This window comes from Paraburkholderia sp. BR14320, assembly GCF_040948665.1.
Lineage (GTDB): Bacteria > Pseudomonadota > Gammaproteobacteria > Burkholderiales > Burkholderiaceae > Paraburkholderia > Paraburkholderia youngii.
In genome coordinates this window covers 1-26,265 of the sequence record NZ_JBFPKG010000038.1, presented here as the reverse complement: position 1 = coordinate 26,265, position 26,265 = coordinate 1, and the positions used below count along the sequence as shown (strand labels likewise).

Here is a 26,265-nt window from a genome sequence, read left to right as displayed (position 1 = left end):
ACCGCCGCTCGCACGACTATGACAATCACTGAGCATGAACCGCCCCGATCCTGACGAACTGCTCGACAAGCTGCAGCGCGACGAAGAAAAGCGTCTGCGCGGCAGGCTGAAAATTTTCTTTGGCGCGTCGGCAGGTGTCGGCAAGACGTATGCGATGTTGCAGGCCGCGCGCCGCCGCAAGGAAGAGGGTGTCGACGTGCTGGTCGGCATCGCCGAAACGCATGGGCGCGGCGAAACCGCCGCGTTGCTCGCGGGACTCGACGTGCTGCCGCTCGCGCATATCGACTATCGCGGCCGCAAGCTCGGCGAGTTCGATCTCGACGCCGCGCTCGCGCGCAAGCCGCAATTGATCCTCGTCGACGAACTCGCGCATTCGAACGTGCAGGGCGCGCGCCATCTGAAGCGCTGGCAGGACGTCTACGAACTGCTCGACGCCGGCATCGACGTCTATACGACCGTCAACGTGCAGCACCTGGAGAGCCTGAACGACGTGGTTGGCCAGATCACCGGCATCCGCGTTTGGGAGACCGTGCCCGATCGCGTGTTCGATCATGCCGACGAAGTCACGCTCGTCGATCTGCCGGCCGAGGAACTGCTCGACCGCATGCGCGACGGCAAGGTGTACATGGCGCAGCAGGCCGAGCGCGCGGTGCGCAACTTCTTTCGCAAGGGCAACCTGATCGCGCTGCGCGAACTCGCGCTGCGCCGCACCGCCGATCGCGTCGACGCGCAGATGCGCGAGTACCGCGCCGACCGGTCGATCCAGCGTATCTGGCAGGCGCGCGAGCGGCTGCTGGTGTGCGTAGGTCCTGGTCCCGAGGCGCCGGCGCTGGTGCGTTCTGCTGCGCGCCTCGCCGCGAGCCTGAAGGCCGACTGGCTCGCGGTCTATGTCGAAACGCCCGCGTTGCAGCGTCTGCCCGACGCGCGCCGCGCACGCACGCTGAACGCGCTGAAGCTCGCCGCCGAACTCGGCGCCGAAACCGCGACGCTCGCCGCCGCGGATGCGCTCGACGCGTTGATCGGTTACGCGCAGGCGCGCAACGTATCGAAGCTGGTGGCGGGCGCATCGTCGCGCACCGGCATTAGCCGCTGGCTGCGCCGGCCGCTTGGTGAGCGCATCGCCGAGAAGAGCGGCGATCTCGATCTCACGCTGATTCGCGTGTCGTCGGAGCGCGACGCCGGCGAACAGCGGCGGCTGTTGAACACGACCGCGAACGCGTGGCGCGAAGCGTTGAGCGCGGCGCGCGAGCGTCGCTCGCCGCCGCGCGCGTATGCGTGCGCGCTTGCGATCGGCGCGGCGATCACGCTGCTGTCGAGCCAGTTGATCGACCGCATCGATCTGACCAACCTCGTGATGCTGTACCTGCTCGGCGTGATCTTCACCGCGGTGAAGCTCGGACGCGGGCCGGGTGTCGTGCTGTCGTTCGCGAGCGTCGCCGCGTTCGATTTTTTCTTCGTGCCGCCGCGCATGTCGCTGTCGGTGTCCGATACGCAGTACCTGCTGACGTTCTTCGGCATGCTGCTGACATCGCTCGTGATCAGCCATCTGACTTCGAGCCTGCGCCGCGAGGCGAGCGTCGCGCGACGCCGCGAGCAGCGCACCGGCGCGATGTACGAGATGGCGCGCGAGCTCGCCGCGGCGCTTGCGGCCGAGCAGATCGTCGGCATCGGCACCCGGCACTTGAGCGAAGTGTTCGGCGCGCGAGTCGCGATCCTGCTGCCGGACAGCGCCGATCAGGTCAAACAGAAGATCGAGGACCCGGACCCGGCGATCACGCTGGAAGGCGACGCGCTCGACCTCGACGTCGGCCAGTGGGTCTACGATCAGCAGAAGCCGGCCGGCCACGGCACCGACACGCTGCCGGCCGCCGCGGCGCTGTACCTGCCGCTGAAGGCGCCGATGCGCACACGCGGCGTGCTCGCGGTCGTCGTGCGTGACGAGCGCGAGCTGACCGTGCCGGAACAGCGGCGCATGCTCGATGCGTTCGCCGCGCAGATCGCCCTCGCGCTCGAACGCGTGCATTACGTCGATATCGCGCGCGATGCGCTCGTCAACATGGAGTCGGAACGACTTCGCAATTCGCTGCTGTCGGCGATATCGCACGATCTGCGCACGCCGCTGACGACGATCGTCGGGTTTTCATCGATGCTCGCCCAGGGGCAGCGAGCGCAGGGGCCGACCGACCCGCAATCCGCCGCGCGTCGTAACGACGAACTCGTCGATGCAATCCACGAAGAAGCGCTGCGCATGACCGACATCGTCACGAATCTGCTCGACATGGCGCGCCTGCAGGCCGGCAGCCTGCAACTGAACCAGCAATGGACGCTGCTCGAGGAGACGGTCGGCGCCGCGCTGCGCGCGTGCAAGCGCGTGCTCGCCGATCATCCGGTGCAGGTCACGCTGCCCGCCGATCTGCCGCTGCTGCATCTCGACGCGGTGCTGATGGAGCGGCTGTTCTCGAACCTGTTCGAGAACGCGGCCAAATACACGGCGTCGGGCACGCCGCTCATGATCGGCGCGCAGCAGATCGACGCGGACGGCGCGCCGTTCGTGCGCGTGACGATCGACGACAACGGCCCCGGCCTGCCCGCCGGCATGGAAGCGCGGGTGTTCGAGAAGTTCACGCGCGGCGAGAAGGAATCGGCGAAACCGGGCATCGGCCTTGGGCTCGCGATCTGCCGCGCGATCGTCGAGGCGCACGGCGGTACAATCGGCGCGCTCAACCGGACGGCAGCGGATGGCCACGTCGAGGGCGCGCGCTTCTGGTTCACACTGCCGGTCAAGACGCCGCCCGATGCTCCTGAAACGTTCGATACGCTCGAAGACGAAGGCGCCGCCGACGACACCGCCGCCGACCTCAACCCGCTCACCCGACCCGCCCATGAGTGACCTGAGCATCACCGTCGTTCTGATCGAAGACGAAAAGCAGATTCGCCGCTTCGTGCGCACGGCGCTCGAAGGCGAGGGCATCGCCGTGTACGACGCCGAGACCGGAAAGCAAGGGCTCGTCGAAGCGGCGACGCGCAAGCCCGATCTGGTGATCGTCGATCTGGGCCTGCCCGACACCGACGGCCTCGACGTGATCCGCGAGTTGCGCGGCTGGAGCGAACTGCCGGTGATCGTGCTGTCGGCGCGCACCCAGGAAAGCGAAAAGGTCGCCGCGCTCGACGCCGGCGCCGACGACTACCTGACCAAGCCGTTCGGCGTGTCCGAGTTGCTCGCGCGCATCCGCGCGCATCTGCGGCGGCGCAATCACGGCGGCGCGAACGAATCGCCGCAGGTGCGCTTCGGCGCGGTCACTGTCGACCTCGCGCTGCGCCAGGTCACGCGCGACGGCGCCGCGGTCCATTTGACGCCGATCGAATACCGGCTGCTCGCGACGCTCGTGCGCCACGCCGGCCGCGTGCTCACGCACCGGCAGCTGCTGCGCGACGTGTGGGGGCCGTCGCATGTGGAGAGTCACCACTATTTGCGCATCTACATGGCGCATCTGCGCGGCAAGCTCGAGCGCGATCCGGCGCAGCCCGAGCATATCGTCACTGAGACGGGCGTCGGGTATCGGCTGGTGGGCGCGGTGTGAGTTCGTCCGCGAAGCTGCTCCGTTATAATCTCCCGACGTAAGGACGACCTTACGCTTTTGTCGATCATCGGGGACGGCCCCATTTTTCATGGAGCTGTTTCAATGTCCTGGTTTCTTCTGTTGATCGCCGGTTTGCTCGAAGTCGCCTGGGCGGCCGGTCTCAAAACTTCCGAAAGTTTCACCCGCTTCTGGCCGTCCGTCTTCACGGTCGTGACCGCGCTCGGCAGCTTCGCGCTGCTCGCGCTGGCGATGCGGCAACTGCCGCTCGGCACGGCCTATGCGGTGTGGACAGGAATTGGCGCGGTCGGCGCGTTCATCTTCGGCGTCGTGATGATGGGCGAGGCGTTGACGCTCGCGCGCGTCGCCAGTGCGTCGCTGATCGTGATCGGCCTCGTCGGGCTGAAGCTGTCGTCGGGGCACTGACCCCTCGGCCCCGTCCGCCCGGCGCGCGGCCGCCATTGCCTGCAAGCCACAGCGCGGCCTCGCCGCTCTACGTTCCGCGAATCATCGTAGCTATAATGAGACAGCAACGACGTTGAGATTGCCCGCGGCCTGGCTGGCGCGGCCGGCTTGGCAAGCCTGACGGCTTGGGCGCGGAACCCCCGCTGGTTCCCGCCGAAGCCGTCAGGCAAGCACAAAGCGCGTGGAGGCGGCCATGCTTGAATCACTTTCGCTTGCAGCGGGCCTTTCATGGGGCAGCGGTCTGCGCCTCTATCTAACGGTCCTTTTGGCCGGCGTATTGGAACGTCTTGGCCTGATTCACTTGCCGGACACCTTGTCCGCGCTGTCGTCGCCATGGGTGATCGGCGCGGCGGCCGTGCTGACGCTCACCGAATTCCTCGCCGACAAGATCCCCGCGTTCGATTCGCTGTGGGACGCGATCCACACCTTCATCCGCATTCCAGCCGGCGCCGTGCTGGCCGCCGGCGCGCTCGGCCACGCCGATCCGACGCTGCTGACCGTCGCCGCGCTCGCGGGCGGCACGCTCGCCGGCACTGCGCATCTCGCGAAGGCGGGCACCCGCGCGCTGATCAATCTGTCGCCGGAACCGGTGTCGAACGTCGTCACGTCGACCGCCGAGGACGGCCTCGCGGTCGGCGGGGTACTGCTTGCGCTATTCGTGCCGCTCGCGTTTCTGGTCTTGATGGTAGGCTTTCTGCTACTCGCGGCGTGGGCGTTGCCGCGATTGTGGCGTGGCGTGCAGGGCGGTTTTCGCGGCATGGCCACGCACATGGTGTCGCGATTGGCGAGGAGCAGGCACGATTGAGCGAAGCACTACCAGGATCTAAGGCGGGTTCAAGAACGCGCGCCGACACCAGACCGGCGCGCCGGCTCGGCGGCATCGATCTGTTGCGCCAGGCCATGCGGATGACGGCGCGCGACTGGCGCGCGGGCGAACTGACGATGTTGCTGCTCGCGCTCGTGCTGGCGGTCGCGGCGTTGTCGAGCGTCGGGTTTCTGGGCGACCGGCTGCATCAGGGGCTCGAGCGCGATGCGCGGCGCATGATCGCCGCCGACTTCATCGTGCGCGCCGATCATCCGGTCGATCCGCAATTCGCGGCCGAGGCGCACGCCCTGGGCCTGCGCACCGCCACCACGGCGATCTTTCCCAGCATGATCAACTCGACCGGCGCGCAGCCGGCGTCGCGGCTCGCCGCCGTCAAGGCGGTGTCGCCGGGCTATCCGTTGCGCGGCGCGCTGCGCATCGCGGCGGCGCCGGGTGCGGCCGATCATCCGGCAACTTCGATTCCGGCGCCGGGCACCGTCTGGGTCGACCAGGAATTGCTCGACGCGCTGAAGCTGAAGGTCGGCGATGCGGTGAAGGTCGGCAATCGCAGCTTCACGGTCGGCGCGCTGATCACGCGCGAGCTCGATCGCGGCTTCTCGTTCGTCAACTTTTCGCCACGCCTGATGCTGCGCGCCGACGAAGTGCAGGCGACCGGCCTGATCACGTACGGCAGCCGGGTCACGTACCGGTTGCTGGTCGCCGGCTCCGACGACGCGGTCGCGCGCTTCGCGCAGTTTGCGCACGAGCACGTCGACGCCGGCAAGATGCGCGGCGTCGCGCTCGAGTCTCTGCAGGACGGCCAGCCGCAGGTGCGTCAGACGCTCGATCGCGCGGGCCATTTCCTGACGCTCGTGTCGCTGTTGACCGCGCTGCTCGCAGCGGTCGCGATCGCGATGGCCGCGCACCGCTTCATGCGCCGGCATCTCGACGGCTGCGCGGCGATGCGCTGTCTCGGCGCGAGCCAGGCCGCGCTACGGGCGCTGTTCACGCTCGAATTCGTCGGGCTCGGCCTGCTCGGCGGGGTGCTCGGCGTGGCGCTCGGTTATCTGGGGCATCTCGCGCTGCTGACGTGGCTCGGCGGCCTGATCGACGTGGTGCTGCCGCAGCCGACGCTGTGGCCCGCGTTCGAAGGCATTGCGGCCGGCCTCGTGCTGCTGCTCGGCTTCGCGCTGCCGCCGCTGTTGCCGCTCACGCGCGTTCCACCGGTGCGCGTGCTGCGGCGTGAATGGGGCGAGGAGGGGCGCACCGCGTGGGCCGCCTATGCGTTCGGCATTGTGCTGTTCGCGGGGTTGCTGATTCTCGCCGCCGGCGAATTGAAGCTCGGCGGCATCGTCGCGGGTGGATTCGCGGGCGGCTTGCTGGTGTTCGCAGGCATCGCGCGGCTCGCGCTGTGGGGCGCGGCGCGCGTGGTGCGCAGCGAGCGCGTCAATGCGGGCATCGGCTGGCGCTATGCGCTCGCGTCGCTGGAGCGGCGCAGCAGCACCAGTGCGCTGCAAATCACCGCGCTCGGCATCGGCCTGATGTGCCTGTTGCTGATCGCGATGACGCGCAACGACCTCGTGCAGGGCTGGCGCAAATCGACGCCGCCCGATGCGCCCAACGAGTTCATCATCGACATCCAGCCTGATCAGCGCGACGCGGTCACGCAGTATCTGGACGCGCACGGCATCGCTGGCGTGGAGTTGTCGCCCATGGTGCGCGGGCGGCTCGTCGCGATCAACGGCAAGGCAGTCAACCCGGACTCGTTCAAGGGCGCGGACGCTAGGCGTCTGGTGGACCGCGAGTTCAACCTGTCGTACACGACGCAACTGCCCGACGACAACCGGATCGCCGCGGGCAGCTGGTTCGGCGATACGACGAAGCCGCAGATTTCGATCGAGCAGGGTCTCGCGAAGCTGATCAACGTGAAGCCCGGCGACGTACTGCGCTTCGACGTGACGGGACTGACCATCGAGGCGCCGGTGACGAGCGTGCGCAAGCTCGACTGGGGGTCGTTCAAGGTCAATTTCTTCGTACTGATGCCGCCCGTCTCGTTGCAGGACTTCCCGGCGACATTCATCACGAGCTTCCATCTGCCCGCGGATAAGCAGTCGACGATCGACGGCCTGATCGCCGCGTATCCCAATCTGACCGCGATCGACACCGGCCCGATCCTCGCGCAGGTGCAGCGCGTGTTGCAGCAGGTGATCGGCGCGGTGCAGTTCCTGTTCGCGTTCACGCTCGCGGCCGGCGTGCTGGTGCTGTACGCGGCGCTCGCCGGTACGCGCGACGAGCGTATGCGAGAATCCGCGCTGCTGCGTGCGCTGGGCGCATCGCATCGTCAGGTGCGGGCGGTGCAGGTGGCCGAGTTCGTCGCGGTCGGTGCGCTAGCAGGCCTGATGGCGGCGGTCGGCGCGCAGGTCATCGGCTCGCTGCTGGCCACGCACGTGTTCGAGTTCTATCTGGACTTCGATCCGTGGCTGCTGCCGGCGGGCATTTGCGCGGGTATCGCCTGTGCTGGTGTCGGCGGGTGGCTGAGTCTGCGGCATGTGTTGGCGCGGCCCGCGCTGCAATCGCTGCGCGACGCGTGAGCTTTCTTTGTGATGTTTATTTGCTGTTGAGCAGGGTATGAGCGATTTGAACGACGAAGTGTCCTCGGACAAGCCGACGGCCTTCGAACTGGTGGGCGGCGAGGCGCGCGTGCGCGAACTGGTCGACCAGTTTTACGACCTGATGGATCTCGAGGCGGATTTCGCCGGGATTCGCGCGCTGCATCCGGCATCGCTCGAGGGTTCGCGCGACAAGCTGTTCTGGTTTTTGTGCGGCTGGCTCGGCGGTCCCGATCATTACATCAGCCGCTTTGGCCATCCCCGTTTGCGCGCGCGGCATCTGCCGTTTGCGATCGCGTCGAGCGAGCGCGACCAGTGGTTGAGGTGCATGGCGTGGGCGATGGAGGACATCGGCTTGCCGGAGCCGCTGCGCGAGCGGCTGCTCGGCTCGTTCTTCGAAACCGCCGACTGGATGCGCAACCGCAATGGCTGACACGCCGCCGCACGCCGCCTCGGCACCGTACTCGGTCGAAGCCGACTATGCGGCGCTCGAGCCGCGCGCACGGGAGATTCTCGACTGCTGGTTCGGCGCGCCGGGCACGCCGGAGCACGGCACCGAGCGCAAGCTCTGGTTCAAGCGCAATGACGCCGTGGATGCGATGCTGCGCGAGCGTTTCGGGAACCTGATCGATGCGGCCAACGCGGGGGAGCTCGACGCATGGCAGGCCACGCCGTTGGGCGCGTTGGCGCTCGTGATCGTGCTGGACCAGTTTTCCCGCAACTGCCATCGTGGGACGCCGCGCGCGTTCGCGACCGACAGCAAGGCGCTGCAAACCGCGCAACGAATGATCGCGAGCGGCGCCGATCGGCTGTTGCCAGGCGTGCAGCATCGGGCGTTCGCGTATCTGCCGTTCGAGCACGCTGAATCGCTCGCGAGCCAGCAGGAGTCGCTGCGCCTCTTCAAACAGCTGGCGCAGGAGCCGGGCGGTGACGGCTACTATCAACACGCGCTGCGCCACGCGAAAGTGATCGAGCGGTTTGGCCGCTTTCCGCATCGCAACGTGTTGCTCGGACGTGAATCGAGCGATGAGGAGATCGCGTTTCTGCGCGAGCCCGGTTCGAGGTTCTGAATCAGCGCGGACGCGCACGCGAAGCACTCGGCCGGCGCGACGTGTTGCGCGGCTTTACTCGTCGCCGCGTAGCTTGCCCGCCACCGGCGTGCGCACGAACACGCGCAAGAGCTCATCCGAATCACCCGGCCGCGCGCCGGACCAGAACAGCCGCCATTCGCCGGCCGGCGGCCGCGCGTTATCGCGGTGGCTTTCCTCGATCAGCCACGTGCAGGCGGTCGTGCGCGGATCTTCGCTCGGCTGATGCACGATGCCCGTGTAGTAGAAGAGCATCGGCGCTTCGGATTCGCCGAGGCCGGAGCTCGCCATGCAGTCGCCGTCGTTCCATTCGATATCCATCTTCGCGCCGAGGTCGCGGAACACCGAGCGGTAGCTTTTCGCGTAGTCGAGCCACGGCAGCAGCAGCGTGCTGACGAGCCCCCAGACGAGCATCGCGCCCGCGCACCAGCTGAGCGCGCCGCGCCATTTGCCCGCGTACTTGAACGACGGCAGCAGCCACAGCCAGCCGATCGTCAGCACGAGTGCACCGATGATCAGCGCGGGCGAAATCGGCAGCACCCAGTCGAGCGGCAGCCAGCGGCCGAGCAGATGCAGCGACGCATGGTTGCTCGCCGGGTTCGTCATGGTGGACCAGACGATCCACACGAGTGCGGCCGCGCTGCCGAACAGCACGCGGCTCGTCATATCCCAGCCGGTATGCAGGCGCGCCGGCAAGCGTTCGACGCCCTGCATCGCGACCAGCGCGAGCGGTGCGATGAACGGCAGGATGTAGAGTTCGCGGACCGTCGCCGAAGTTTGCAGCACCGCGAAACCGATGCCGGCGAACAGCATCGGCAACACCACGCACGGATCGCGCCAGCGCCGCCATGCGCCACCCGCGAGCGCGGTCAGCGCGAGCGGCACGACCGGAAAGCCGACGCTCAGCACGGTGCGCAGCACGAACAGGTGACTCTCGTTTTCGGAGCCGAGCTCGGCGACTGAAAAACCGAAGAAGCGCCCGACGTTGTTATCCCACAGCCACACCTTGAAGAGTGCCTCGGAGCGCAGGTAGAAGCAGATTGGCCAGATCAGCGCGAAGGGCGCGCAGACGAGCGCGGCGAGGCTCAGCGCGCCCGCGAAGCCGCGGCTGCGGCAAGCCGGATAGAGCAACAGCGCAGCACAGGTGGTGGCGCCGAACACGAGCGGCACGAACAGCCCCTTGGCGAGCAGCGACACGCCGACGCCCGCGCCGAACATCGTCGCGCCGCTGAGGATCGCGTGACGCCGCGCGCGGGCATCGAGCGGTTTGATCTGCCGGGCGGCCTGAGCATCCATCGGGAAATAAGAGGCCGCGCGCGGGTCGTCACGCAGATGCACCAGCACGAGTTCGAATAGTCCGCAAAAGCCGAGCGCGGCGCCGGCCATCAGCGCGACGTCGGTCATCATGTCGTGCACGTGCTTGACGACGACGAGCGTGCCGCCGAACAGCGCGAGCGTGCCGATCACGCGCAGGTCGAACCAGCTCGACGCAGCGACCGCGCGACGCGCGACGCGCGCGGTGTAGTACACCGTCAGGCCCGCGAACAGCGCGCTCGCGAGCCGTGCCGCATCGTGCAGCGGCAAATAGCGGCCGAACATCCACGCGAGGCCGGTGGCGACCCAGTCGTAGATCGGCGGCTTTTCGACGAAGGGCTGGCCGGCATTGGTCGGCACGACGAGGTCGCCGGTATCGAGCATGTGCTGCACGATGCCGAATGTGTAGGTTTCGTCCTGCTTCCATGGCTCGTGGCCGAGAATGCCGGGGACGAGCCACGCGCACAGGATCGCCAGCGCGACGAACCACAGCAGCGGACGAATCGCCGCGAGCGCGCGCCAACGCTGCAGGCCGCGCGCGGCGCGGTCGGCGGAAACGGCTGAGTCCGATGTCTGCGCTGTGTCGACGCTATGGATCGCGAGCGCCGAAGCCGCGGTGTCTCCAATTGCGGGCTGGGCCTGCGCGCCGGCGAACGGGTGCGCGGTGCTGGCGCTAAGCGCGGCCTCTTGCGCACGGCCTGCTGGAGCGGCCGAGGTCACGGCCGTCGCGCTGGCATTGTGCGCGCGCCAGCGCGTGGACTGCTTGTCTTGCATGGAAGTCTCTGGTCAGCGTACGCGTCGGCGTTGGCCTCGTACTTATGTTTTGCTTACGTCGCCTGCGAATGCATTCGATCCGACCGATTGTAGCGCCGCATTATTACGGAAGATTACAGGTGCAGAAAGGCGCGCATTCGATGCGCGGCTATGTCGGTTTCACGACAAATCGACGGGGATTCGTGGAACGAGAGAGGGAGCGCGGAAAAAGGCGCGGCCGTAGCGGACCGCGCTATGCGTTCGAGGCTTGTGTGTCCCGTTGAACGCGACGTTCGCTCAGCGGCCGCCGGCGACGTCGAACAGCGCGCCCGTCACGTACGACGACGCGTCGCTGAGCAGCCATACGATGGCCTCGGCGACTTCGTCGGCCCGGCCGGGGCGGCCGAGCGGTGTCGTCGCGCCCAGTTGTGCGGCGCGTTCGGGCTTGCCGCCGCTCGCATGGATCTCGGTGTCGATCAGACCCGGACGCACCGCGTTCACGCGCACGCCCTGCGGGCCGAGTTCTTTTGCGAGGCCGATCGTCATCGTGTCGATTGCGCCTTTCGACCCGGCGTAGTCGACGTATTCGTTCGGCGAACCGAGCCGCGCCGCCGCCGACGAAACGTTGACGATCGCGCCGCCCGCGCCGCCGCGCTGAGTCGACATGCGCCGCGCCGCTTCGCGCGCGCACAGATAGGCGCCGAGGACGTTGACGTCGAACACGCGTTTCAGACGCGCGAAGTCCATATCGGCGAGCTGGCTCGACGGCGCGACGATGCCGGCGTTGTTGACGAGCGCGTCGATGCGGCCGAAGGATTGCTGCAGCATATCGAACATGCGAATCACGTCGGCTTCGTTCGCGACATCGCCGGCGATCGGGAGCGCGCGGCCGCCCGCGTGTTCGACCTCGGCGACCGTCTGCTGGGCGGCGGCGAGGTCACGCACGTAGTTCACGCCGACATACCAGCCGCGCGCGCCTAGCAGACGCGCGGTGGCTCGGCCAATGCCGCGGCTGCCGCCGGTGATAAGAACAGCTTTCGTCATCGCAACCTCGTCGTCGGGGTGATGCGTGTGCGGCGTGCCGCGGATTCAGATCGCGTCGCTTTGGACCGCCGTCCATTTGTCGCGAGCGGGCGGCGCGTAACGTTGCAGCTTGCCGATCAACGCGAGCGGATCGGCGTCGATCTGCAGCATGTCGAGATAGGTCTTACGCAGGAAGCCTTCGTCGACTGTGTGCTCAAGCAGGCGGATCAGCGGTTCGTAGAAGCCGCCCGTGTTCAGCAGCGCGACCGGCTTGCCGTGATAGCCGAGCTGCGCCCACGTAAAGACCTCGAACAGCTCCTCGAGTGTGCCCGCGCCGCCCGGCATCGCGACGAACGCATCGGACAGCTCGGCCATCATCTTCTTGCGATGATGCATGTCGGGCACCACGTGCAGCTCGGTCAGGCCGTTATGACCCACTTCCTTGCTGACGAGCAGCTCGGGAATCACGCCGATCGCGCGGCCGCCTTCGGCCATCACGGTGTCGGCGATCACGCCCATCAGTCCCACTTTGCCGCCGCCAAAGACGAGCGCGAGATCGGCCTCGACGAGGGCGCGGCCGAACGCGCGCGCCGCCTGCGCATACAGCGGTTTGGCTCCCATAGAAGAGCCGCAATAGACACACACCGACTTCATACTCAACTTTCCTTCGATTCGTTGCGAGGCGCGGCGCCTTCACGCGGCGGCAGGTAGTCGTAGAACTCGCGCTTGGGCAGGATGCCCGATACGAGGTCGTCGAACAGCTGCCGCGAGCGGCCGCGCAGGTAGGGCGCCATCAGCGAGACGATCTGCACGCTGACCTGATGCAGTTCCTCGCGGATCGCTTCCTGCTCGTTGTATTTGCGCGGATTCATCACGAACTGATACGACAGCCAGTACGTGCCGATCACGCCGACGTTGGTCGCAATCACCTGCATTTCCTGCGGCGTCGCGACCATTTCGCCATCGGCGACGAGCTGCTCGCAGAACTGGCTCGCGAAGCGCACCTTGTGGCTGATGATCTGCTTGAAGTGCGTCTCGAGCGTGCGATTGCGTGCGAGCAGGTCGTTCAGGTCGCGGTACAGGAAGCGGTAGCGCCACGTGAAATCGACCATGTACTGCAGATACGACCACATTTCGTCGATGGTCGCGCGATGGTCGTCGGGGAAACGCAGACGCTTCTCCATCTCCTGCTCGAACTGGCTGAAGATGCTGTTGATGATGTCGTCTTTGTTGCGGAAGTGGTAGTACAGGTTGCCTGGGCTGATTTCCATTTCCTCGGCGATCGTCGTCGTCGTGACGTTCGGCTCGCCGATTTCGTTGAACAGCTTCAACGACAGTTCGAGAATCCGTTCGCGCGTGCGGCGGGGAGGTTTGGCTTCCATGTCGTCCGGCCCTCGTTATGCCGGGCTGGGCGCATGGCGGCGTGCCGCCGCTGCGTGTTCCACCCGGATGCGGTTGGTATATTGAGCTCTCCCGAACCCGCCGACACGCGGCGGGCCCCCCGAAAGGGCAGGATGAGGCGATGCGCGGATACGTTTGCGCGAGCGCCTTTCCTGTGAGACCGTTAAACGATTATAAACCGAGCGTTCTAATACCCAACCGCCTGCGGGGATATTCAACCATGTCGGACAGGGGCAAGCGTGCGCTGCAACCCGCGTCGAGATTCAAAGCCACGCGCGAACCCAGCCGACGACCAGCGGCCCGACGATCACCCCCCACGTCATCACACACATGCCGAGCGCGACCATCACGGCCGCGCTGCCGAGATCCTTCGCGCGCCGCGACAGCTCGTGACGTTCGAGCGAGATCCGGTCGATGGCTGCTTCGACGCTCGAATTGAGCAGCTCGACGATCAGCACGAGCAGCACCGAGCCGAGCAGCAGCACACGCGACACGGGATCGACGGGTACCACGAGGCCGCACGGAATCAGGATCGCGGCCAGCGTGAGTTCCTGACGAAACGCGCTTTCCTCGCGAATCGCGACGCGAAAGCCGGCCAGCGAGTTTTTCATCGCGTGCCATGCGCGCGTGGGGCCGCGGTTGCCCTTGTAGGGGTTGAAGGGCAGCGGGGCGAGCGGGTCGTCGGGACTGAGCGGTTCGTTGGGGACGTCGTGGCTCGAGTCGCGAGTTGTGTCGTGGCTGGCGTCATGCTGCACGCCGCCCGAGACGCTGGGGCCGCCGTTCATGGACCTCGCGCCGTCCACCCGATGCACGGTGTCCGCATGCCCGCTCACACCCGGCTCGCGGACATCATCGAACGGTTCGATGCTCGCGGTGTCGCGGCTGGACTCGACGGCGCGCAGTGCGCCGTTCGACGCGCCTTCGGCGCTGGATCGACTGCTTCGCATGGATAGCTCCGCGCGCCGCATCACGCAGCGGCGCTTTCCTCACGATACGCCGTGCCGCGCAGTGGCTTCAAATGCGCGGCGAATTGTGCGGACGCCGCTGCCCACGAAAAGCGCTCGGCCCACGCGCGCGCATGCGATCGCTCGATCTTCAGTGCCTCGAGACAGGCCTCGCGCAGATCCTCGTGCATTGCACCGGCGCCGCCGTCGCCTAGCACGTCGATCGGGCCGGTGACCGGATACGCGGCCACCGGCGTGCCGCATGCGAGCGCTTCGAGCAGCACGAGCCCGAACGTGTCGGTGCGGCTCGGAAACACGAAGACGTCGGCGGCCGCGTAGACCTTCGCGAGTTCGGCCTGCGACAGCACGCCCAGATAGTTCACCTGCGGGTAGCGCGACTTCAGCTCGGCGAGCGCCGGACCTTCGCCCGCGACCCACTTCGAGCCGGGCAGATCGAGCTGCAAGAATGCCTCGACGTTCTTCTCGACCGCCACGCGTCCCACGTACAGGAAGATCGGCCGCGCGGTGTTGAGCACCTTCGAGTCCATCGGACGGAAGATCTCGAGATCGACGCCGCGCGTCCACAGCACGACGTTGGTGAAGCCGAACTTTTCGAGGTCCTGCTTGACGACGGGCGTCGGCGCCATCACCGCGAGCGACGGCTTGTGGAACCAGTGCAGAAACTTGTAGGTCGCCGCGAGCGGGATGCGAAAGCGCGCCTGCACGTACTCGGGAAAGCGCGTGTGATACGCGGTCGTGAACGGCAGCTTGTGCTCCAGCGCATACGCGCGCGCGGCCATGCCGAGCGGACCTTCGGTGGCGATGTGCAACGCATCGGGCGCGAAACGGTCGATGCGCTCGCGCAGCCGGCGGCGCGGCAGCAGCGACAGGCGTATCTCCGGATAAGTCGGGCACGGGATGGTGCGGAATTCGAGCGGTGTCAGCAGATCGACCTGGTGGCCGAGCGCGGCCAGTTCGCGCCGGGTGTTCTTCAGCGTGCGCACGACGCCGTTGACCTGCGGCTCCCATGCGTCGGTGACGATCATGATCTTCATCGCGTTGTTCATCGCTGCGGGCCCTGTGGAAGTGGACAGTGGAAGTGCTCAGGCGGTGGCGCGGGCTTTTTGCGCACGCGCCTGGGGCGCGCGCAGCGCGGTCCAGAAGATCACCTTGAGTTCGCCTTCATAGGTCTCGACGAGCGCCGACAGACTCTCGACCCAATCGCCATCGTTGCAATAGAGCACGCCGTCGATCTCGCGCATCTCGGCCTTGTGGATGTGCCCGCAGACCACACCGTCACAGCCGCGGCGACGCGCTTCGTCGGTCATCACGGTTTCGAACGACGAGATGAAGTTGACCGCGTTCTTGACCTGATGCTTCAGGTATTGCGACAGTGACCAGTACGGGAAGCCGAGCTTGCTGCGAATGCGGTTGAACCAGCGGTTCAGCACGAGGATCATCGTGTACAGCGTGTCGCCGAGATAGGCGAGCCACTTCGCATGCTGGATCACGCCGTCGAACAGATCGCCGTGCACGATCCACAGCCGCTTGCCGGCGAGCGTCGTGTGGAACGCTTCGCCGCGCACGTGGATGTCGCCGAACGCGAGGTCGCAGAACTGGCGCGCGGCTTCGTCGTGATTGCCGGGCACGTAGATGACCTGGGTGCCTTTGCGCGCCTTGCGCAGCACTTTCTGGACGACGTCGTTGTGGGCCTGCGGCCAGTACCAGCCTTTCTTCAACTGCCAGCCGTCGATGATGTCGCCGACGAGGTACAGGTACTCCGATTCGTTGTGGCGCAGGAAGTCGAGCAGATAACCCGCCTGGCAGCCGCTCGAGCCGAGATGGATATCCGAGAGCCAGATCGTGCGATAGCGATGCGGATCGTCGTGGCCGTCATCGGAATGATCGGCGTGGGCGTCGAGCGATGGCGTCGCCGGCAGCGGCAAGCCGTGATGAGTAGAACCCGGGGCGGGCCGGAACGCGACGGGGTCGACGCTCGGTCCGGTTTGACGAAACAGGGAAGTCGCGGACGTATTGGGGTCCATGGCTCACGCGTCGAGTGGCGGTGCCCGTATTGGGCCAGGCGCGAGTGACTCTGCCATGACAGTCACGAGAAGTTCTTATTACGGAGCAGCCTTGGCGGGGCCTGTTTTTTCGTTGTTCTGGCTTTTTTGGCCTTTCCTTGCTTTGTCTATTAGCGTTGCGCCTGTGCAACGCCAATAGACCGACAAGTCAGCAAGGAAAGGCCAAAGAAGCCAGAACAACGACAAAAAAGCCTAACCCCGCCAAAGGCGGCAACGCATTCAGCACGCGCGCTAGCGCACAACCTGGACCACCCGCGTCCCCGCGAGCCGATCATGAAAAAACTGCCGCTGCGAATCAAACCGCCCACTCGCGGCCCACACCACGAACCAGACCCCCGCAACGACAAGCGTCTGCGGCACCCGCAACCCAAGAAGCGGATGCACCGCCAACGGCGGCAAAAACCACAACCAGGCGAGCAAGTACCGCCCAATCGCCCGTCCAATGGAAATCGGCTGGCCATCAGCGCCGACAACCCGTAACCGCCAGGTTTTCATCGGCAGCGTCTGGCCGCCATGCGTCCAGAACCAGACGAAATACACGCCAACCACGAGGCCAATCCAGCCGGCGAGCAGGTTGTGATGCGCGAGCCCGTTCCGCTGCTGCGTCAGCGTGCTGAACAGATAGCCGGCGAGAAACACCACGCCGAACAGAATGACCGCTTCGTAGAGCAGCGCCGCCAGCCGTCGCCGGACGGTGGGCGCCGTGCCGCCGGGCGCGGCGGCGGGCAGGGTGGGAGTGACGAGCGGCTGGGACACGTAATGGGCTCGAGTCGGGAATCAGGAGCCGTGGAAAATCGCCGGCGCTTCGGCCGGCGACACCGGCACGGGCGTCGCCGGCACGAAGCTGCCCGCCGCCGGAATCGCGGGGGTAGCCGGCAGCGAGGCCGCGGCCGGTGCGGAGGCGGCCGGCGCGGCGCTCGCCGCCGCGGCAGCGCTGGCGGCCGCGCCGTGCTCGCGCGCGTTCACGAACCGGTCGATGCCCTTGATCTCATTGCGAGCCGACGGCGGCGCGCTCACGACGCTGGGGCGGCGCTTGCGCTCACTGGCGGCGAGCCGCTCCTTGGTTTCCTCGGGCAGTTGTTGGTACGCCTTCCATGCATTCTGGCGCGCTTCGCGCGGCAATTCCTTCGAAACCTGGTAGTTCTCGCGCGCGACGCGGCGCTGATCGGGCGTCATGCGCACCCATTCGCTCATGCGCTCATGCAGACGCTTTTGCGCATCCGGCGACATCTTTGCGTATCGCGACGCGATCTTGATCCACTTTCGCTTGCGTTCGTCGCTGAACGAATCCCACTGCGATGCGAAGGGCGCGAGCGCGATATGCTCAGCGGCGCTTAGACGCGACCACGCGAGCGGGCTGTTGCTGCCGGGCAGGCCAGGCAAGTCGACGGAAAGTGCGGGGGCGGGCGTGGACGCGGCGACGTTGACGTCAGGCGACGGATGGCCCGCCGGGGACGGGCTCGGATGAAAACGCGGATAGGTCGCGACGAAGGACACCAGAGCCGCGATTGCGCATCCGAAAACAACGGCCAGGCCGCGCTTGTAACTCACCCGAGGAATCTCCCGCTCAGTGTGCGCGTGAAAGATACGCGTTGAAGCCGTGGTCGAGATAGGCATTGAGCGGCAGATCGTCGCTAAGCATGGCGGCATCGATATCGGCGAGTTCGGCGGTGCGCTGCTGGTCTTCCCAGTACGCGATGCCGATCAGGCTCACCACCAGCGCGGCGAGCGGCCACGCGAGCGCGAAGCGGCGCAGCGACCAGCGGCGGCGCGGCTCGAAGCCTCCCTGCGGCAGCCCCGCCGGCATGCCGGCGAACGCAGGCACGAACACCGGCGCGCTGACGGCTTCAGGCTTTTTGCGCGCCAACGCGGCGCGACGTGCGGCGGCGAGCCGGTCGACGGTGGCGGGCGGGAGGCTGGCGGTGTTTTCGTCGAGCGCGCGGCGCAGTTGACGCGCGAACTCGAGTTCTGTGTTTTCGAGGGAGCTCATAGCGTGATTCCTTTCGCCTTGAGCGCTTGCGCAAGCGTGTGGGTGGCCCGGGAGCAGTGCGTTTTCACACTGCCTTCGGAGCAGCCCATTGCGGCGGCAGTCTCGGCGACATCCATATCTTCCCAATAACGCATGAGAAACGCCTCCCGTTGACGTGCCGGTAATTTCTGGATCTCGTCGTCGATCAACTGCAGGACCTGCTCGCGCTCGAGCTTCTGTTCGTTGCTCTCGGCGCCAGTCGAACCCGCCTCCGCTTCGAAGGTTTCCAGCGGATCGAATTCGTCGTCATCGGCGTTGCCGAGCGACGAGAACAGACTAACCCAAGTGTTGCGTACTTTGGCACGACGGAAGTAGTCGTGTGTCGCATTCTGCAGAATACGCTGAAACAGCAGTGGCAGCTCTGCCGCCGGGCGGTCGCCGTATTTCTCGGCGAGCTTGATCATCGCGTCCTGCACGATGTCGAGGGACGCATCGTCGTCCCGCACGGCGTAGACCGTCTGCTTGAACGCGCGCCTTTCGACGCCCGCCAGAAAATCGGCGAGTTCCTTGTCTGATGCCATCCGTGTGGGGTCGGCGCAGCAAGCGTGCGCGTAATCGGTCGAAAAATGTCGTAAAACCCGCGGATGCTAACAAACTTTTGCTCAGATTGGGGTGAAACCTGCTGAACCTTGCATTTGCATGACAGTCGACATTCCGCCCGATCGCGCGCTCCCGCGCGTGTACTAATGGCAATATTTTCTTGACCGCGAGCGCGCCAACAGCTATCGTCGCTGGTTCGCAACATAAGTGAGTTGTCTCAATTGAGGTGTGGCCCAAGAAGCCCGCCTGTCAACTGGACGCGCCGCTTGAACCCGAGCCACAAGCCCGGCAGAGAGCACCCGATCAATTTTTTGCCGAAAATTCGAAAGGTGAATCAATGAATATGCCCAGCGCGGAATTCTCCACGTCGGATACGACCCCCCCTCACGAAGCAGACTCTATCGGCGCCACCGTGCTCATGAAGGCACTGGCCGACGAAGACGTCGAATTCATCTGGGGCTATCCCGGCGGCTCGGTACTCTACATTTACGACGAGCTGTACAAGCAGGACAAGTTCCAGCACGTGCTGGTGCGCCACGAGCAGGCTGCCGTGCACGCTGCCGACGCCTACGCCCGCTCCACCGGCAAGGTCGGCGTGTGTCTCGTGACCTCCGGCCCCGGCGTCACCAATGCGGTGACCGGCATCGCCACCGCCTATATGGATTCGATCCCAATGGTCGTGATCAGCGGCCAGGTGCCGACTGCCGCGATCGGTCAGGATGCATTCCAGGAATGTGACACGGTCGGCATCACGCGTCCCTGCGTGAAGCACAACTTCCTCGTGAAGGACGTGCGCGACCTCGCGGCCACCGTCAAGAAAGCCTTCTACATCGCCCGTACCGGCCGTCCCGGCCCGGTGCTGATCGACATTCCGAAGGACGTGTCGAAGGCGCCGTGCCAGTACGAGCCGATCAAGAGCGTGTCGCTGCGCTCATACAACCCCGTCACGAAGGGCCACTCCGGTCAGATCCGCAAGGCGGTGTCGCTGCTGCTGTCGGCGAAGCGCCCCTATATCTACACCGGCGGCGGCATCGTGCTCGCGGACGCGTCGCGTGAGCTGAACCAGTTTGCCGATCTGCTCGGCTATCCGGTCACCAATACGCTGATGGGCCTGGGCGGCTACCGCTCGAGCGACAAGAAATTCCTCGGCATGCTCGGCATGCACGGTACGTACGAAGCCAACATGGCAATGCAGCACTGCGACGTGCTGATCGCCATCGGCGCGCGCTTCGACGACCGCGTGATCGGTGACCCGAACCACTTCGCGTCGCGGCCGCGCAAGATCATTCATATCGACATCGATCCTTCTTCCATTTCGAAGCGCGTTAAGGTCGACATTCCGATCGTCGGCGACGTGAAGGAAGTGCTGAAGGAACTGATCGAGCAGTTGCAGACGGCCGAGCATGGCCCCGACACCGCGGCGCTCGCCGAGTGGTGGAAGGACATCGAAGGCTGGCGCGCGAAAGACTGCCTGAAGTTTGACCGCAAGAGCGACATCATCAAGCCGCAGTACGTGGTCGAAAAGGCGTGGGAACTGACCGACGGCAACGCGTTCGTGTGCTCCGACGTCGGCCAGCATCAGATGTGGGCCGCGCAGTTCTACAAGTTCAACAAGCCGCGTCGCTGGATCAACTCCGGTGGCCTCGGCACGATGGGCTTCGGTTTGCCGGCCGCGATGGGCGTGAAGATGGCCCATCCGGACGACGACGTGCTGTGCATCACGGGCGAAGGCTCGATCCAGATGTGCATCCAGGAGCTGTCGACCTGCAAGCAGTACGACCTGCCGATCAAGATTATTTCGCTGAACAACCGCTATCTGGGCATGGTGCGCCAGTGGCAGCAGATCGAATACAGCAAGCGCTATTCGCATTCGTACATGGATGCGCTGCCGGACTTCGTGAAGCTCGCCGAAGCGTACGGTCACGTGGGCATGCGCATCGAGCGGACGGCCGATGTGGAACCGGCGCTGAAGGAAGCGCTGCGCCTGAAGGATCGCACGGTGTTTCTCGACTTCCAGACCGACCCGACCGAAAACGTCTGGCCGATGGTTCAGGCCGGCAAGGGCATCACCGAGATGCTCATGGGTTCGGAAGATCTTTAACGACGGGGCGTTTGGTTGAATCCAGCGCCGGCTTCGTAATGCGCGCCTTCACAAAAGGCGAGAGCAGACGAGGCGGCGCCGCTCCGCTCGCAGACATCGACACATCATCTGGAAGAAGCGAAACATGAGACACATCATTTCAGTCCTGCTGGAAAACGAACCGGGCGCGCTGTCGCGCGTGGTGGGTCTGTTCTCGGCACGCGGCTACAACATTGAAACCTTGACGGTGGCTCCGACCGAAGATCGTTCGCTGTCGCGCATGACCATCGTCTCCGTTGGCTCCGACGACGTGATCGAACAGATCACGAAGCATCTGAACCGCCTGATCGAGGTGGTGAAAGTGGTCGACCTTACCGAGGGCGCCCACATCGAACGCGAGTTGATGCTGATCAAGGTGAGGGCGGTCGGCAAGGAACGTGAGGAGATGAAGCGGATGTCGGACATTTTCCGCGGCCGCATCATCGACGTCACCGAAAAGACCTACACGATCGAACTGACGGGGGCGAGCGACAAGCTCGACGCCTTCATCGAGGGGCTCGACTCCACGGCGATTCTCGAGACGGTTCGCACGGGCAGCTCGGGCATCGGTCGCGGCGAGCGCATTCTGAAGGTCTGACGTCCCGATCGAAAGGCCGGGCAACGCGGCATCGCCCGGCTGCAATAACAACATTCGCAGTACCTGAATTTCTCTGAATCATCGAATCTAGCCAAGGAACCGACATGAAAGTTTTCTACGACAAGGACGCCGATCTCTCCCTCATCAAGGGCAAGCAGGTCACCATCATCGGCTATGGCTCGCAAGGCCATGCGCACGCGCTGAACCTGAAGGAAAGCGGCGTGAACATCACGGTCGGTCTGCGTAAGGGCGGCGCATCGTGGAGCAAGGCTGAAAACGCCGGCCTGCAAGTCAAGGAAGTCGCAGAAGCGGTGAAGGGCGCGGACGTCGTGATGATGCTGCTGCCGGACGAGCAGATCGCCGACGTGTACGCGAAGGAAGTCCACGCAAACATCAAGCAGGGCGCAGCGCTCGCGTTCGCGCACGGCTTCAACGTTCATTACGGCCAGGTGATCCCGCGTGCTGACCTCGACGTGATCATGATCGCGCCGAAGGCCCCGGGCCACACGGTTCGCGGCACCTACTCGCAAGGTGGCGGCGTGCCGCACCTGATCGCGGTTGCGCAAGACAAGTCGGGCGCGGCGCGCGACATCGCTTTGTCGTACGCAGCGGCTAACGGCGGCGGCCGTGCCGGCATCATCGAAACGAACTTCCGCGAAGAAACCGAAACCGACCTGTTCGGCGAGCAGGCCGTGCTTTGCGGCGGTACCGTCGACCTGATCAAGGCTGGCTTCGAAACGCTGGTCGAAGCGGGTTACGCGCCGGAAATGGCGTACTTCGAGTGCCTGCACGAACTGAAGCTGATCGTCGACCTGATCTACGAAGGCGGCATCGCAAACATGAACTACTCGATCTCGAACAACGCCGAGTACGGCGAGTACGTGACGGGTCCGCGCATCGTGACCGCCGAAACGAAGAAGGCGATGAAGGCCGTGCTGACCGACATCCAGACCGGCGAATACGCGAAGAGCTTCATCATCGAGAACAAGGCTGGCGCACCGACGCTGCAATCGCGTCGCCGTCTGACGGCCGAGCACCAGATCGAGCAGGTTGGCTCGAAGCTGCGCGCGATGATGCCGTGGATCGCGAAGAACAAGCTCGTCGACCAGTCGAAGAACTAAGCGTCTCGACGTAACCAGGTCCGGCGCGGCGCTTCGGCGCGGCGGCCGGACCAGTCAAAAAGCCGTCCAAGGGTGCTGAACCCTGGGCGGCTTTTGCTATCCTACGGTTTTACAAAAACACAGAAGCCATCCATGAATTACCCTCATCCGATCATCGCGCGAGAAGGCTGGCCGTTCATCGCCATCGCGGCCGTCGTTGCACTACTGGTTCACGCCTTCGCGGGGTTCGGCTTTGCGTGGCTCTTCTGGCTGATCCTGATCTTCGTCGTGCAGTTCTTCCGCGACCCGGCGCGTCCGATTCCGACGCAGGCCAACGCGGTGCTGTGTCCCGCCGACGGTCGCATCGTCGCGGTAGAAACCGCCCATGATCCTTATGCGAATCGTGAAGCGCTGAAGATCAGCGTCTTCATGAACGTGTTCAACGTGCACTCGCAGCGCTCGCCGGTCGACGGCGCGATCTCGAAGGTCGAATACTTTCCTGGCGCGTATCTGAACGCCGCGGTCGATAAAGCCTCGCTCGAAAACGAGCGCAACGCGGTGGTGATCGAAATGGCCGGCGGCCAGACGGTCACCTCGGTGCAGATCGCCGGATTGATCGCACGGCGCATTCTTTGCTACGTCCGTGCCGGCGAGCCGCTGACCCGCGGCCAGCGTTACGGATTCATCCGCTTCGGTTCGCGCGTCGACGTGTATCTGCCGGTGGGCAGCCGTCCGCGCGTATCGATCGGCGAGAAGGTGTCGGCGTCGTCCACGATCCTCGCCGAGCTGTAAAGCGGCATACAGGAGGTTGTTCGAATGGCCGCATTCAAACCGCGTCGACCTCGCAGCAGCGGACCGCTGCCGCGTCCGTTTCGCCGCAACAAGCCGGTGGTCACGGAGTCGCCGGCCGCCGACAGCCGGCGCGCGCAGCGTCAGCAGTTCCTCAGAAAACGCGGCATCTACCTGCTGCCGAACGCGTTCACCACGGCCGCGCTGTTCTGCGGTTTCTTCGCCGTCGTGCAGGCGATGAACGTGCGCTTCGAGATCGCGGCGATCGCGATCTTCGTCGCGATGGTGCTCGATGGCATGGACGGCCGCGTCGCGCGCATGACGCATACGCAAAGCGCGTTCGGCGAGCAGTTCGACAGCCTGTCGGACATGGTGTCGTTCGGTGTTGCGCCCGCGCTCGTGATGTACGAGTGGATACTGAAAGACCTCGGCCGGTGGGGCTGGCTCGCGGCGTTCGTCTATTGCTCGGGCGCGGCGCTGCGGCTCGCGCGCTTCAATACGAACATCGGCGTGGTCGACAAGCGTTTTTTCCAGGGCATGCCGAGCCCGGCCGCGGCGGCGCTGATCGCCGGTTTCGTGTGGCTCGCCACCGACAACCGCGTGCCGCTGAAGCTCGTCTGGCTGCCGTGGGTCGCCTTCGTGCTGACCATCTATGCGGGCGTGACGATGGTGTCGAACGCACCGTTCTACAGCGGCAAGGCGCTCGACGTGCGGCATCGCGTGCCGTTCGGCGTGATCCTGCTGGTCGTGGTCGCGTTCGTGCTCGTGTCGTCCGATCCGCCGCTGATGCTGTTCGGTCTGTTCGTGCTGTACGGTCTGTCCGGCTACGTGTTCTGGGCCTATCAGGCGATACGCGGCCGGGCCAATCCGGCGCGTTCGATGTCGCACGACCGGTGACGAATTGAGCTTCGCTGCATCGCAGCGACATACGAAAAACGGCAGCCCACGCGCTGCCGTTTTTCATTGGCTGATGCTGTTACGAGCCCGCTTCGGAGCGCGGGGCAGGCCGCGCCGGAGCGCATTGCGTGGTGGCTGGAATGCCGCTATAGTCGTCGGATCAGTGCGTTGACCTGGCCGATTTTGCCGAGTCGGCGAGATCGTTCGCTGCGCCGCGCCATCATGCTTGGTTCTCGCCCTTATGCGTCTTTGCGTTCCGTCCGCGCCGGCCGCGATCATCGCGATCGCCTTACCTTGCCAGCGGCCGCACCCATCGTCCTATTCCAAAACCAGGTCACACATCTGAACGACTCCCGAGGAGGCCCGACATGTCCGACAAACTGATCATTTTCGACACCACGCTGCGTGACGGCGAGCAATCGCCCGGCGCGTCGATGACGAAGGAAGAGAAGATCCGCATCGCCAAGCAACTCGAACGGATGAAAGTCGACGTGATCGAAGCGGGCTTCGCGGCCAGCTCGAACGGCGACTTCGACGCGATCCATACGATCGCCGGCCTGGTGAAGGACAGCACGATCTGCTCGCTTGCGCGCGCGAACGACAAGGACATTCAGAAGGCCGCAGACGCACTGAAGCCGGCCGATCATTTCCGCATCCACACGTTCATCGCGACGTCGCCGCTGCACATGGAAAAGAAGCTGCGCATGACGCCCGAGCAGGTATTCGAGCAGGCCAAGCTCGCGGTGCGTTTCGCGCGCAAGTTTACCGACGACGTCGAATTCTCGCCGGAAGACGGCAGCCGCTCGGATATGGACTTTCTGTGCCGCGTGCTCGAAGCGGTGATCGCCGAAGGCGCGACCACGATCAACATCGCGGACACGGTCGGCTACGGTGTGCCGGAGCTCTATGGCCAACTCGTGAAGACGCTGCGCGAGCGCATTCCGAACTCGCACAAGGCGGTGTTCTCCGTGCATTGCCACAACGACCTCGGCATGGCGGTCGCGAATTCGCTCGCCGGCGTGCAGATCGGCGGCGCGCGCCAGGTCGAATGCACGATCAACGGTCTCGGCGAGCGCGCGGGCAACACGTCGCTCGAAGAAATCGTGATGGCGGTGAAGACCCGCAAGGATTACTTCGGACTCGACGTCGGTCTCGATACGACTCAAATCGTGCCGGCCTCGAAGCTCGTGTCGCAGATCACCGGCTTCGTCGTGCAGCCGAACAAGGCCGTGGTCGGCGCGAACGCATTCGCGCATGCGTCGGGCATCCATCAGGACGGCGTGCTGAAGGCCCGCGACACCTACGAAATCATGCGTGCGGAAGACGTGGGTTGGACCGCGAACAAGATCGTGCTCGGCAAGCTGTCGGGCCGCAATGCGTTCAAACAGCGTCTGCAGGAGCTCGGCATCGCGCTCGACAGCGAAGCCGAACTGAACACCGCGTTCGCGCGCTTCAAGGAACTTGCGGATCGCAAGGCGGAGATTTTCGACGAAGACATCATCGCGATCGTCAACGAGGAATCGGCCGAAGCGCACGAGAAGGAGCACTACAAATTCCTGTCGATGTCGCAGCATTCGGAAACCGGTGAGCAGCCGCACGCGAAGGTCGTATTCTCGGTAGAGGGTAAAGAGTTCACCGGCGAAGCGCGCGGCAATGGCCCGGTCGACGCCACGCTCAACGCGATCGAAACGGAAGTGGGCAGCGGCTCCGAGCTGCTGCTGTACTCGGTCAACGCGATCACGACCGGCACCCAGGCGCAGGGCGAAGTGACCGTTCGGTTGTCGAAGAGCGGACGCATCGTCAACGGCACCGGCACCGATCCGGATATCGTCGCGGCGTCCGCGAAGGCATATTTCTCGGCGCTCAACAAACTCTATTCGAATGCGGACAAATTGAATCCGCAGCGCTCGGAGTAACGCGAACATTGCGCGCCGGTGGCGCGCAATGTCGACTGTGAATCGTTGAGAAGCCCCGCGATGCCTGGCACGCGGGGCTTTTTTTCGGTTCATCGAGGATTTCCGGGGAACGCGGCGCGGATTTTGAGGAAGAAGTACTCCTCGTCGCGGTACCCGTAAGCTCTGCGCTTGATGACCTTGATCGTGTTGTTGATCCCTTCAACGATGCTGGTG

25 protein-coding genes are annotated in these 26,265 nt (G+C 65.1%); 13 read left to right on the top strand and 12 right to left on the bottom strand.

Annotated elements, in window-relative coordinates; genetic code table 11:
* Positions 1-34: 34 nt before the first annotated feature.
* From AB3X89_RS28055 to AB3X89_RS28025, 7 genes are all read left to right on the top strand, one after another.
* Entirely contained in the window at positions 35-2,890 is a 2,856-nt protein-coding gene (locus AB3X89_RS28055) for a DUF4118 domain-containing protein (RefSeq protein ID WP_368586191.1), read from the top strand.
* Positions 2,883-3,581, top strand: coding sequence for a two-component system response regulator KdpE (gene kdpE, locus AB3X89_RS28050; protein ID WP_176109149.1), 699 nt, complete (start codon positions 2,883-2,885; stop codon positions 3,579-3,581). The genes AB3X89_RS28055 and kdpE overlap by 8 nt, the downstream gene beginning before the upstream one ends.
* A 102-nt stretch (positions 3,582-3,683) precedes the next feature.
* The gene (gene sugE / locus AB3X89_RS28045) at positions 3,684-4,004 is read left to right on the top strand and encodes a quaternary ammonium compound efflux SMR transporter SugE (RefSeq protein ID WP_176109148.1); all 321 of its coding nucleotides are present in this window, start codon (positions 3,684-3,686) and stop codon (positions 4,002-4,004) included.
* Between the two features lie 232 nt (positions 4,005-4,236).
* A complete protein-coding gene (locus tag AB3X89_RS28040; protein ID WP_368586190.1) occupies positions 4,237-4,848 on the top strand; it encodes a DUF4126 domain-containing protein in 612 nt (203 codons plus the stop codon).
* Positions 4,849-4,949: 101 nt separating this feature from the next.
* Positions 4,950-7,439 carry an ABC transporter permease gene (locus AB3X89_RS28035; RefSeq protein ID WP_368586235.1) on the top strand — a complete coding sequence of 830 codons (2,490 nt, stop codon included), beginning with the start codon at positions 4,950-4,952 and terminating at the stop codon, positions 7,437-7,439.
* Between the two features lie 37 nt (positions 7,440-7,476).
* The gene (locus tag AB3X89_RS28030; RefSeq protein WP_368586189.1) at positions 7,477-7,890 is read left to right on the top strand and encodes a group II truncated hemoglobin; all 414 of its coding nucleotides are present in this window, start codon (positions 7,477-7,479) and stop codon (positions 7,888-7,890) included.
* On the top strand, positions 7,883-8,527 hold the full coding sequence (locus AB3X89_RS28025) for a DUF924 family protein (RefSeq protein WP_368586188.1): 645 nt from the start codon (positions 7,883-7,885) through the stop codon (positions 8,525-8,527). The genes AB3X89_RS28030 and AB3X89_RS28025 overlap by 8 nt, the downstream gene beginning before the upstream one ends.
* A gap of 54 nt (positions 8,528-8,581) precedes the next feature.
* On the opposite strand, the gene AB3X89_RS28020 is transcribed toward AB3X89_RS28025, so the two are convergent.
* The 11 genes from AB3X89_RS28020 to AB3X89_RS27970 form a co-directional block, all read right to left on the bottom strand.
* Entirely contained in the window at positions 8,582-10,633 is a 2,052-nt protein-coding gene (locus AB3X89_RS28020; RefSeq protein WP_368586187.1) for an ArnT family glycosyltransferase, read from the bottom strand.
* 276 nt (positions 10,634-10,909) lie between these two features.
* Positions 10,910-11,656: an SDR family oxidoreductase gene (locus tag AB3X89_RS28015; RefSeq protein ID WP_368586186.1), complete on the bottom strand. Its 747-nt coding sequence runs from the start codon at positions 11,654-11,656 to the stop codon at positions 10,910-10,912.
* Positions 11,657-11,701: 45 nt separating this feature from the next.
* Positions 11,702-12,289, bottom strand: a complete 588-nt coding sequence (locus tag AB3X89_RS28010; RefSeq protein ID WP_368586185.1) for a TIGR00730 family Rossman fold protein — start codon at positions 12,287-12,289, stop codon at positions 11,702-11,704.
* A gap of 2 nt (positions 12,290-12,291) precedes the next feature.
* The gene (locus AB3X89_RS28005; protein ID WP_368586184.1) at positions 12,292-13,017 is read right to left on the bottom strand and encodes a TetR/AcrR family transcriptional regulator; all 726 of its coding nucleotides are present in this window, start codon (positions 13,015-13,017) and stop codon (positions 12,292-12,294) included.
* Between the two features lie 282 nt (positions 13,018-13,299).
* Complete coding sequence (locus tag AB3X89_RS28000) at positions 13,300-13,983, bottom strand: diacylglycerol kinase (protein ID WP_368586183.1); 684 nt, start codon at positions 13,981-13,983, stop codon at positions 13,300-13,302.
* 20 nt (positions 13,984-14,003) lie between these two features.
* Positions 14,004-15,035, bottom strand: a complete 1,032-nt coding sequence (locus AB3X89_RS27995) for a glycosyltransferase family 4 protein (RefSeq protein WP_368586234.1) — start codon at positions 15,033-15,035, stop codon at positions 14,004-14,006.
* 48 nt (positions 15,036-15,083) lie between these two features.
* Positions 15,084-16,025: a UDP-2,3-diacylglucosamine diphosphatase gene (locus AB3X89_RS27990; RefSeq protein ID WP_368586182.1), complete on the bottom strand. Its 942-nt coding sequence runs from the start codon at positions 16,023-16,025 to the stop codon at positions 15,084-15,086.
* Between the two features lie 270 nt (positions 16,026-16,295).
* Complete coding sequence (locus AB3X89_RS27985) at positions 16,296-16,820, bottom strand: RDD family protein (RefSeq protein WP_368586181.1); 525 nt, start codon at positions 16,818-16,820, stop codon at positions 16,296-16,298.
* Between the two features lie 21 nt (positions 16,821-16,841).
* Complete coding sequence (locus tag AB3X89_RS27980; RefSeq protein ID WP_368586180.1) at positions 16,842-17,615, bottom strand: DUF3106 domain-containing protein; 774 nt, start codon at positions 17,613-17,615, stop codon at positions 16,842-16,844.
* 16 nt (positions 17,616-17,631) lie between these two features.
* Entirely contained in the window at positions 17,632-18,054 is a 423-nt protein-coding gene (locus AB3X89_RS27975; protein ID WP_368586179.1) for a DUF3619 family protein, read from the bottom strand.
* On the bottom strand, positions 18,051-18,614 hold the full coding sequence (locus AB3X89_RS27970) for an RNA polymerase sigma factor (RefSeq protein ID WP_368586178.1): 564 nt from the start codon (positions 18,612-18,614) through the stop codon (positions 18,051-18,053). The genes AB3X89_RS27975 and AB3X89_RS27970 overlap by 4 nt, the downstream gene beginning before the upstream one ends.
* 356 nt (positions 18,615-18,970) lie before the next feature.
* Between AB3X89_RS27970 and AB3X89_RS27965 the strand changes: the two genes are divergently transcribed.
* The 6 genes from AB3X89_RS27965 to AB3X89_RS27940 all read left to right on the top strand — a co-directional run bounded on the left by AB3X89_RS27965 (position 18,971) and on the right by AB3X89_RS27940 (position 26,052).
* Positions 18,971-20,734, top strand: coding sequence for an acetolactate synthase 3 catalytic subunit (locus AB3X89_RS27965; RefSeq protein WP_368586177.1), 1,764 nt, complete (start codon positions 18,971-18,973; stop codon positions 20,732-20,734).
* A 124-nt stretch (positions 20,735-20,858) separates the two neighbouring features.
* Positions 20,859-21,350, top strand: coding sequence for an acetolactate synthase small subunit (ilvN, locus tag AB3X89_RS27960; RefSeq protein ID WP_008920618.1), 492 nt, complete (start codon positions 20,859-20,861; stop codon positions 21,348-21,350).
* 104 nt (positions 21,351-21,454) lie between these two features.
* Complete coding sequence (gene ilvC / locus AB3X89_RS27955; protein ID WP_008920617.1) at positions 21,455-22,471, top strand: ketol-acid reductoisomerase; 1,017 nt, start codon at positions 21,455-21,457, stop codon at positions 22,469-22,471.
* Between the two features lie 132 nt (positions 22,472-22,603).
* A complete protein-coding gene (locus AB3X89_RS27950) occupies positions 22,604-23,242 on the top strand; it encodes a phosphatidylserine decarboxylase (RefSeq protein WP_115102455.1) in 639 nt (212 codons plus the stop codon).
* 24 nt (positions 23,243-23,266) lie between these two features.
* Entirely contained in the window at positions 23,267-24,136 is an 870-nt protein-coding gene (gene pssA, locus AB3X89_RS27945; RefSeq protein ID WP_013088925.1) for a CDP-diacylglycerol--serine O-phosphatidyltransferase, read from the top strand.
* A 368-nt stretch (positions 24,137-24,504) separates the two neighbouring features.
* Positions 24,505-26,052 carry a 2-isopropylmalate synthase gene (locus AB3X89_RS27940; protein WP_368586176.1) on the top strand — a complete coding sequence of 516 codons (1,548 nt, stop codon included), beginning with the start codon at positions 24,505-24,507 and terminating at the stop codon, positions 26,050-26,052.
* 89 nt (positions 26,053-26,141) lie between these two features.
* Here AB3X89_RS27940 and AB3X89_RS27935 read toward each other — a convergent pair.
* Positions 26,142-26,265: transposase (locus AB3X89_RS27935; RefSeq protein ID WP_199125460.1), on the bottom strand; the 124-nt coding region annotated here is incomplete at its 5' end.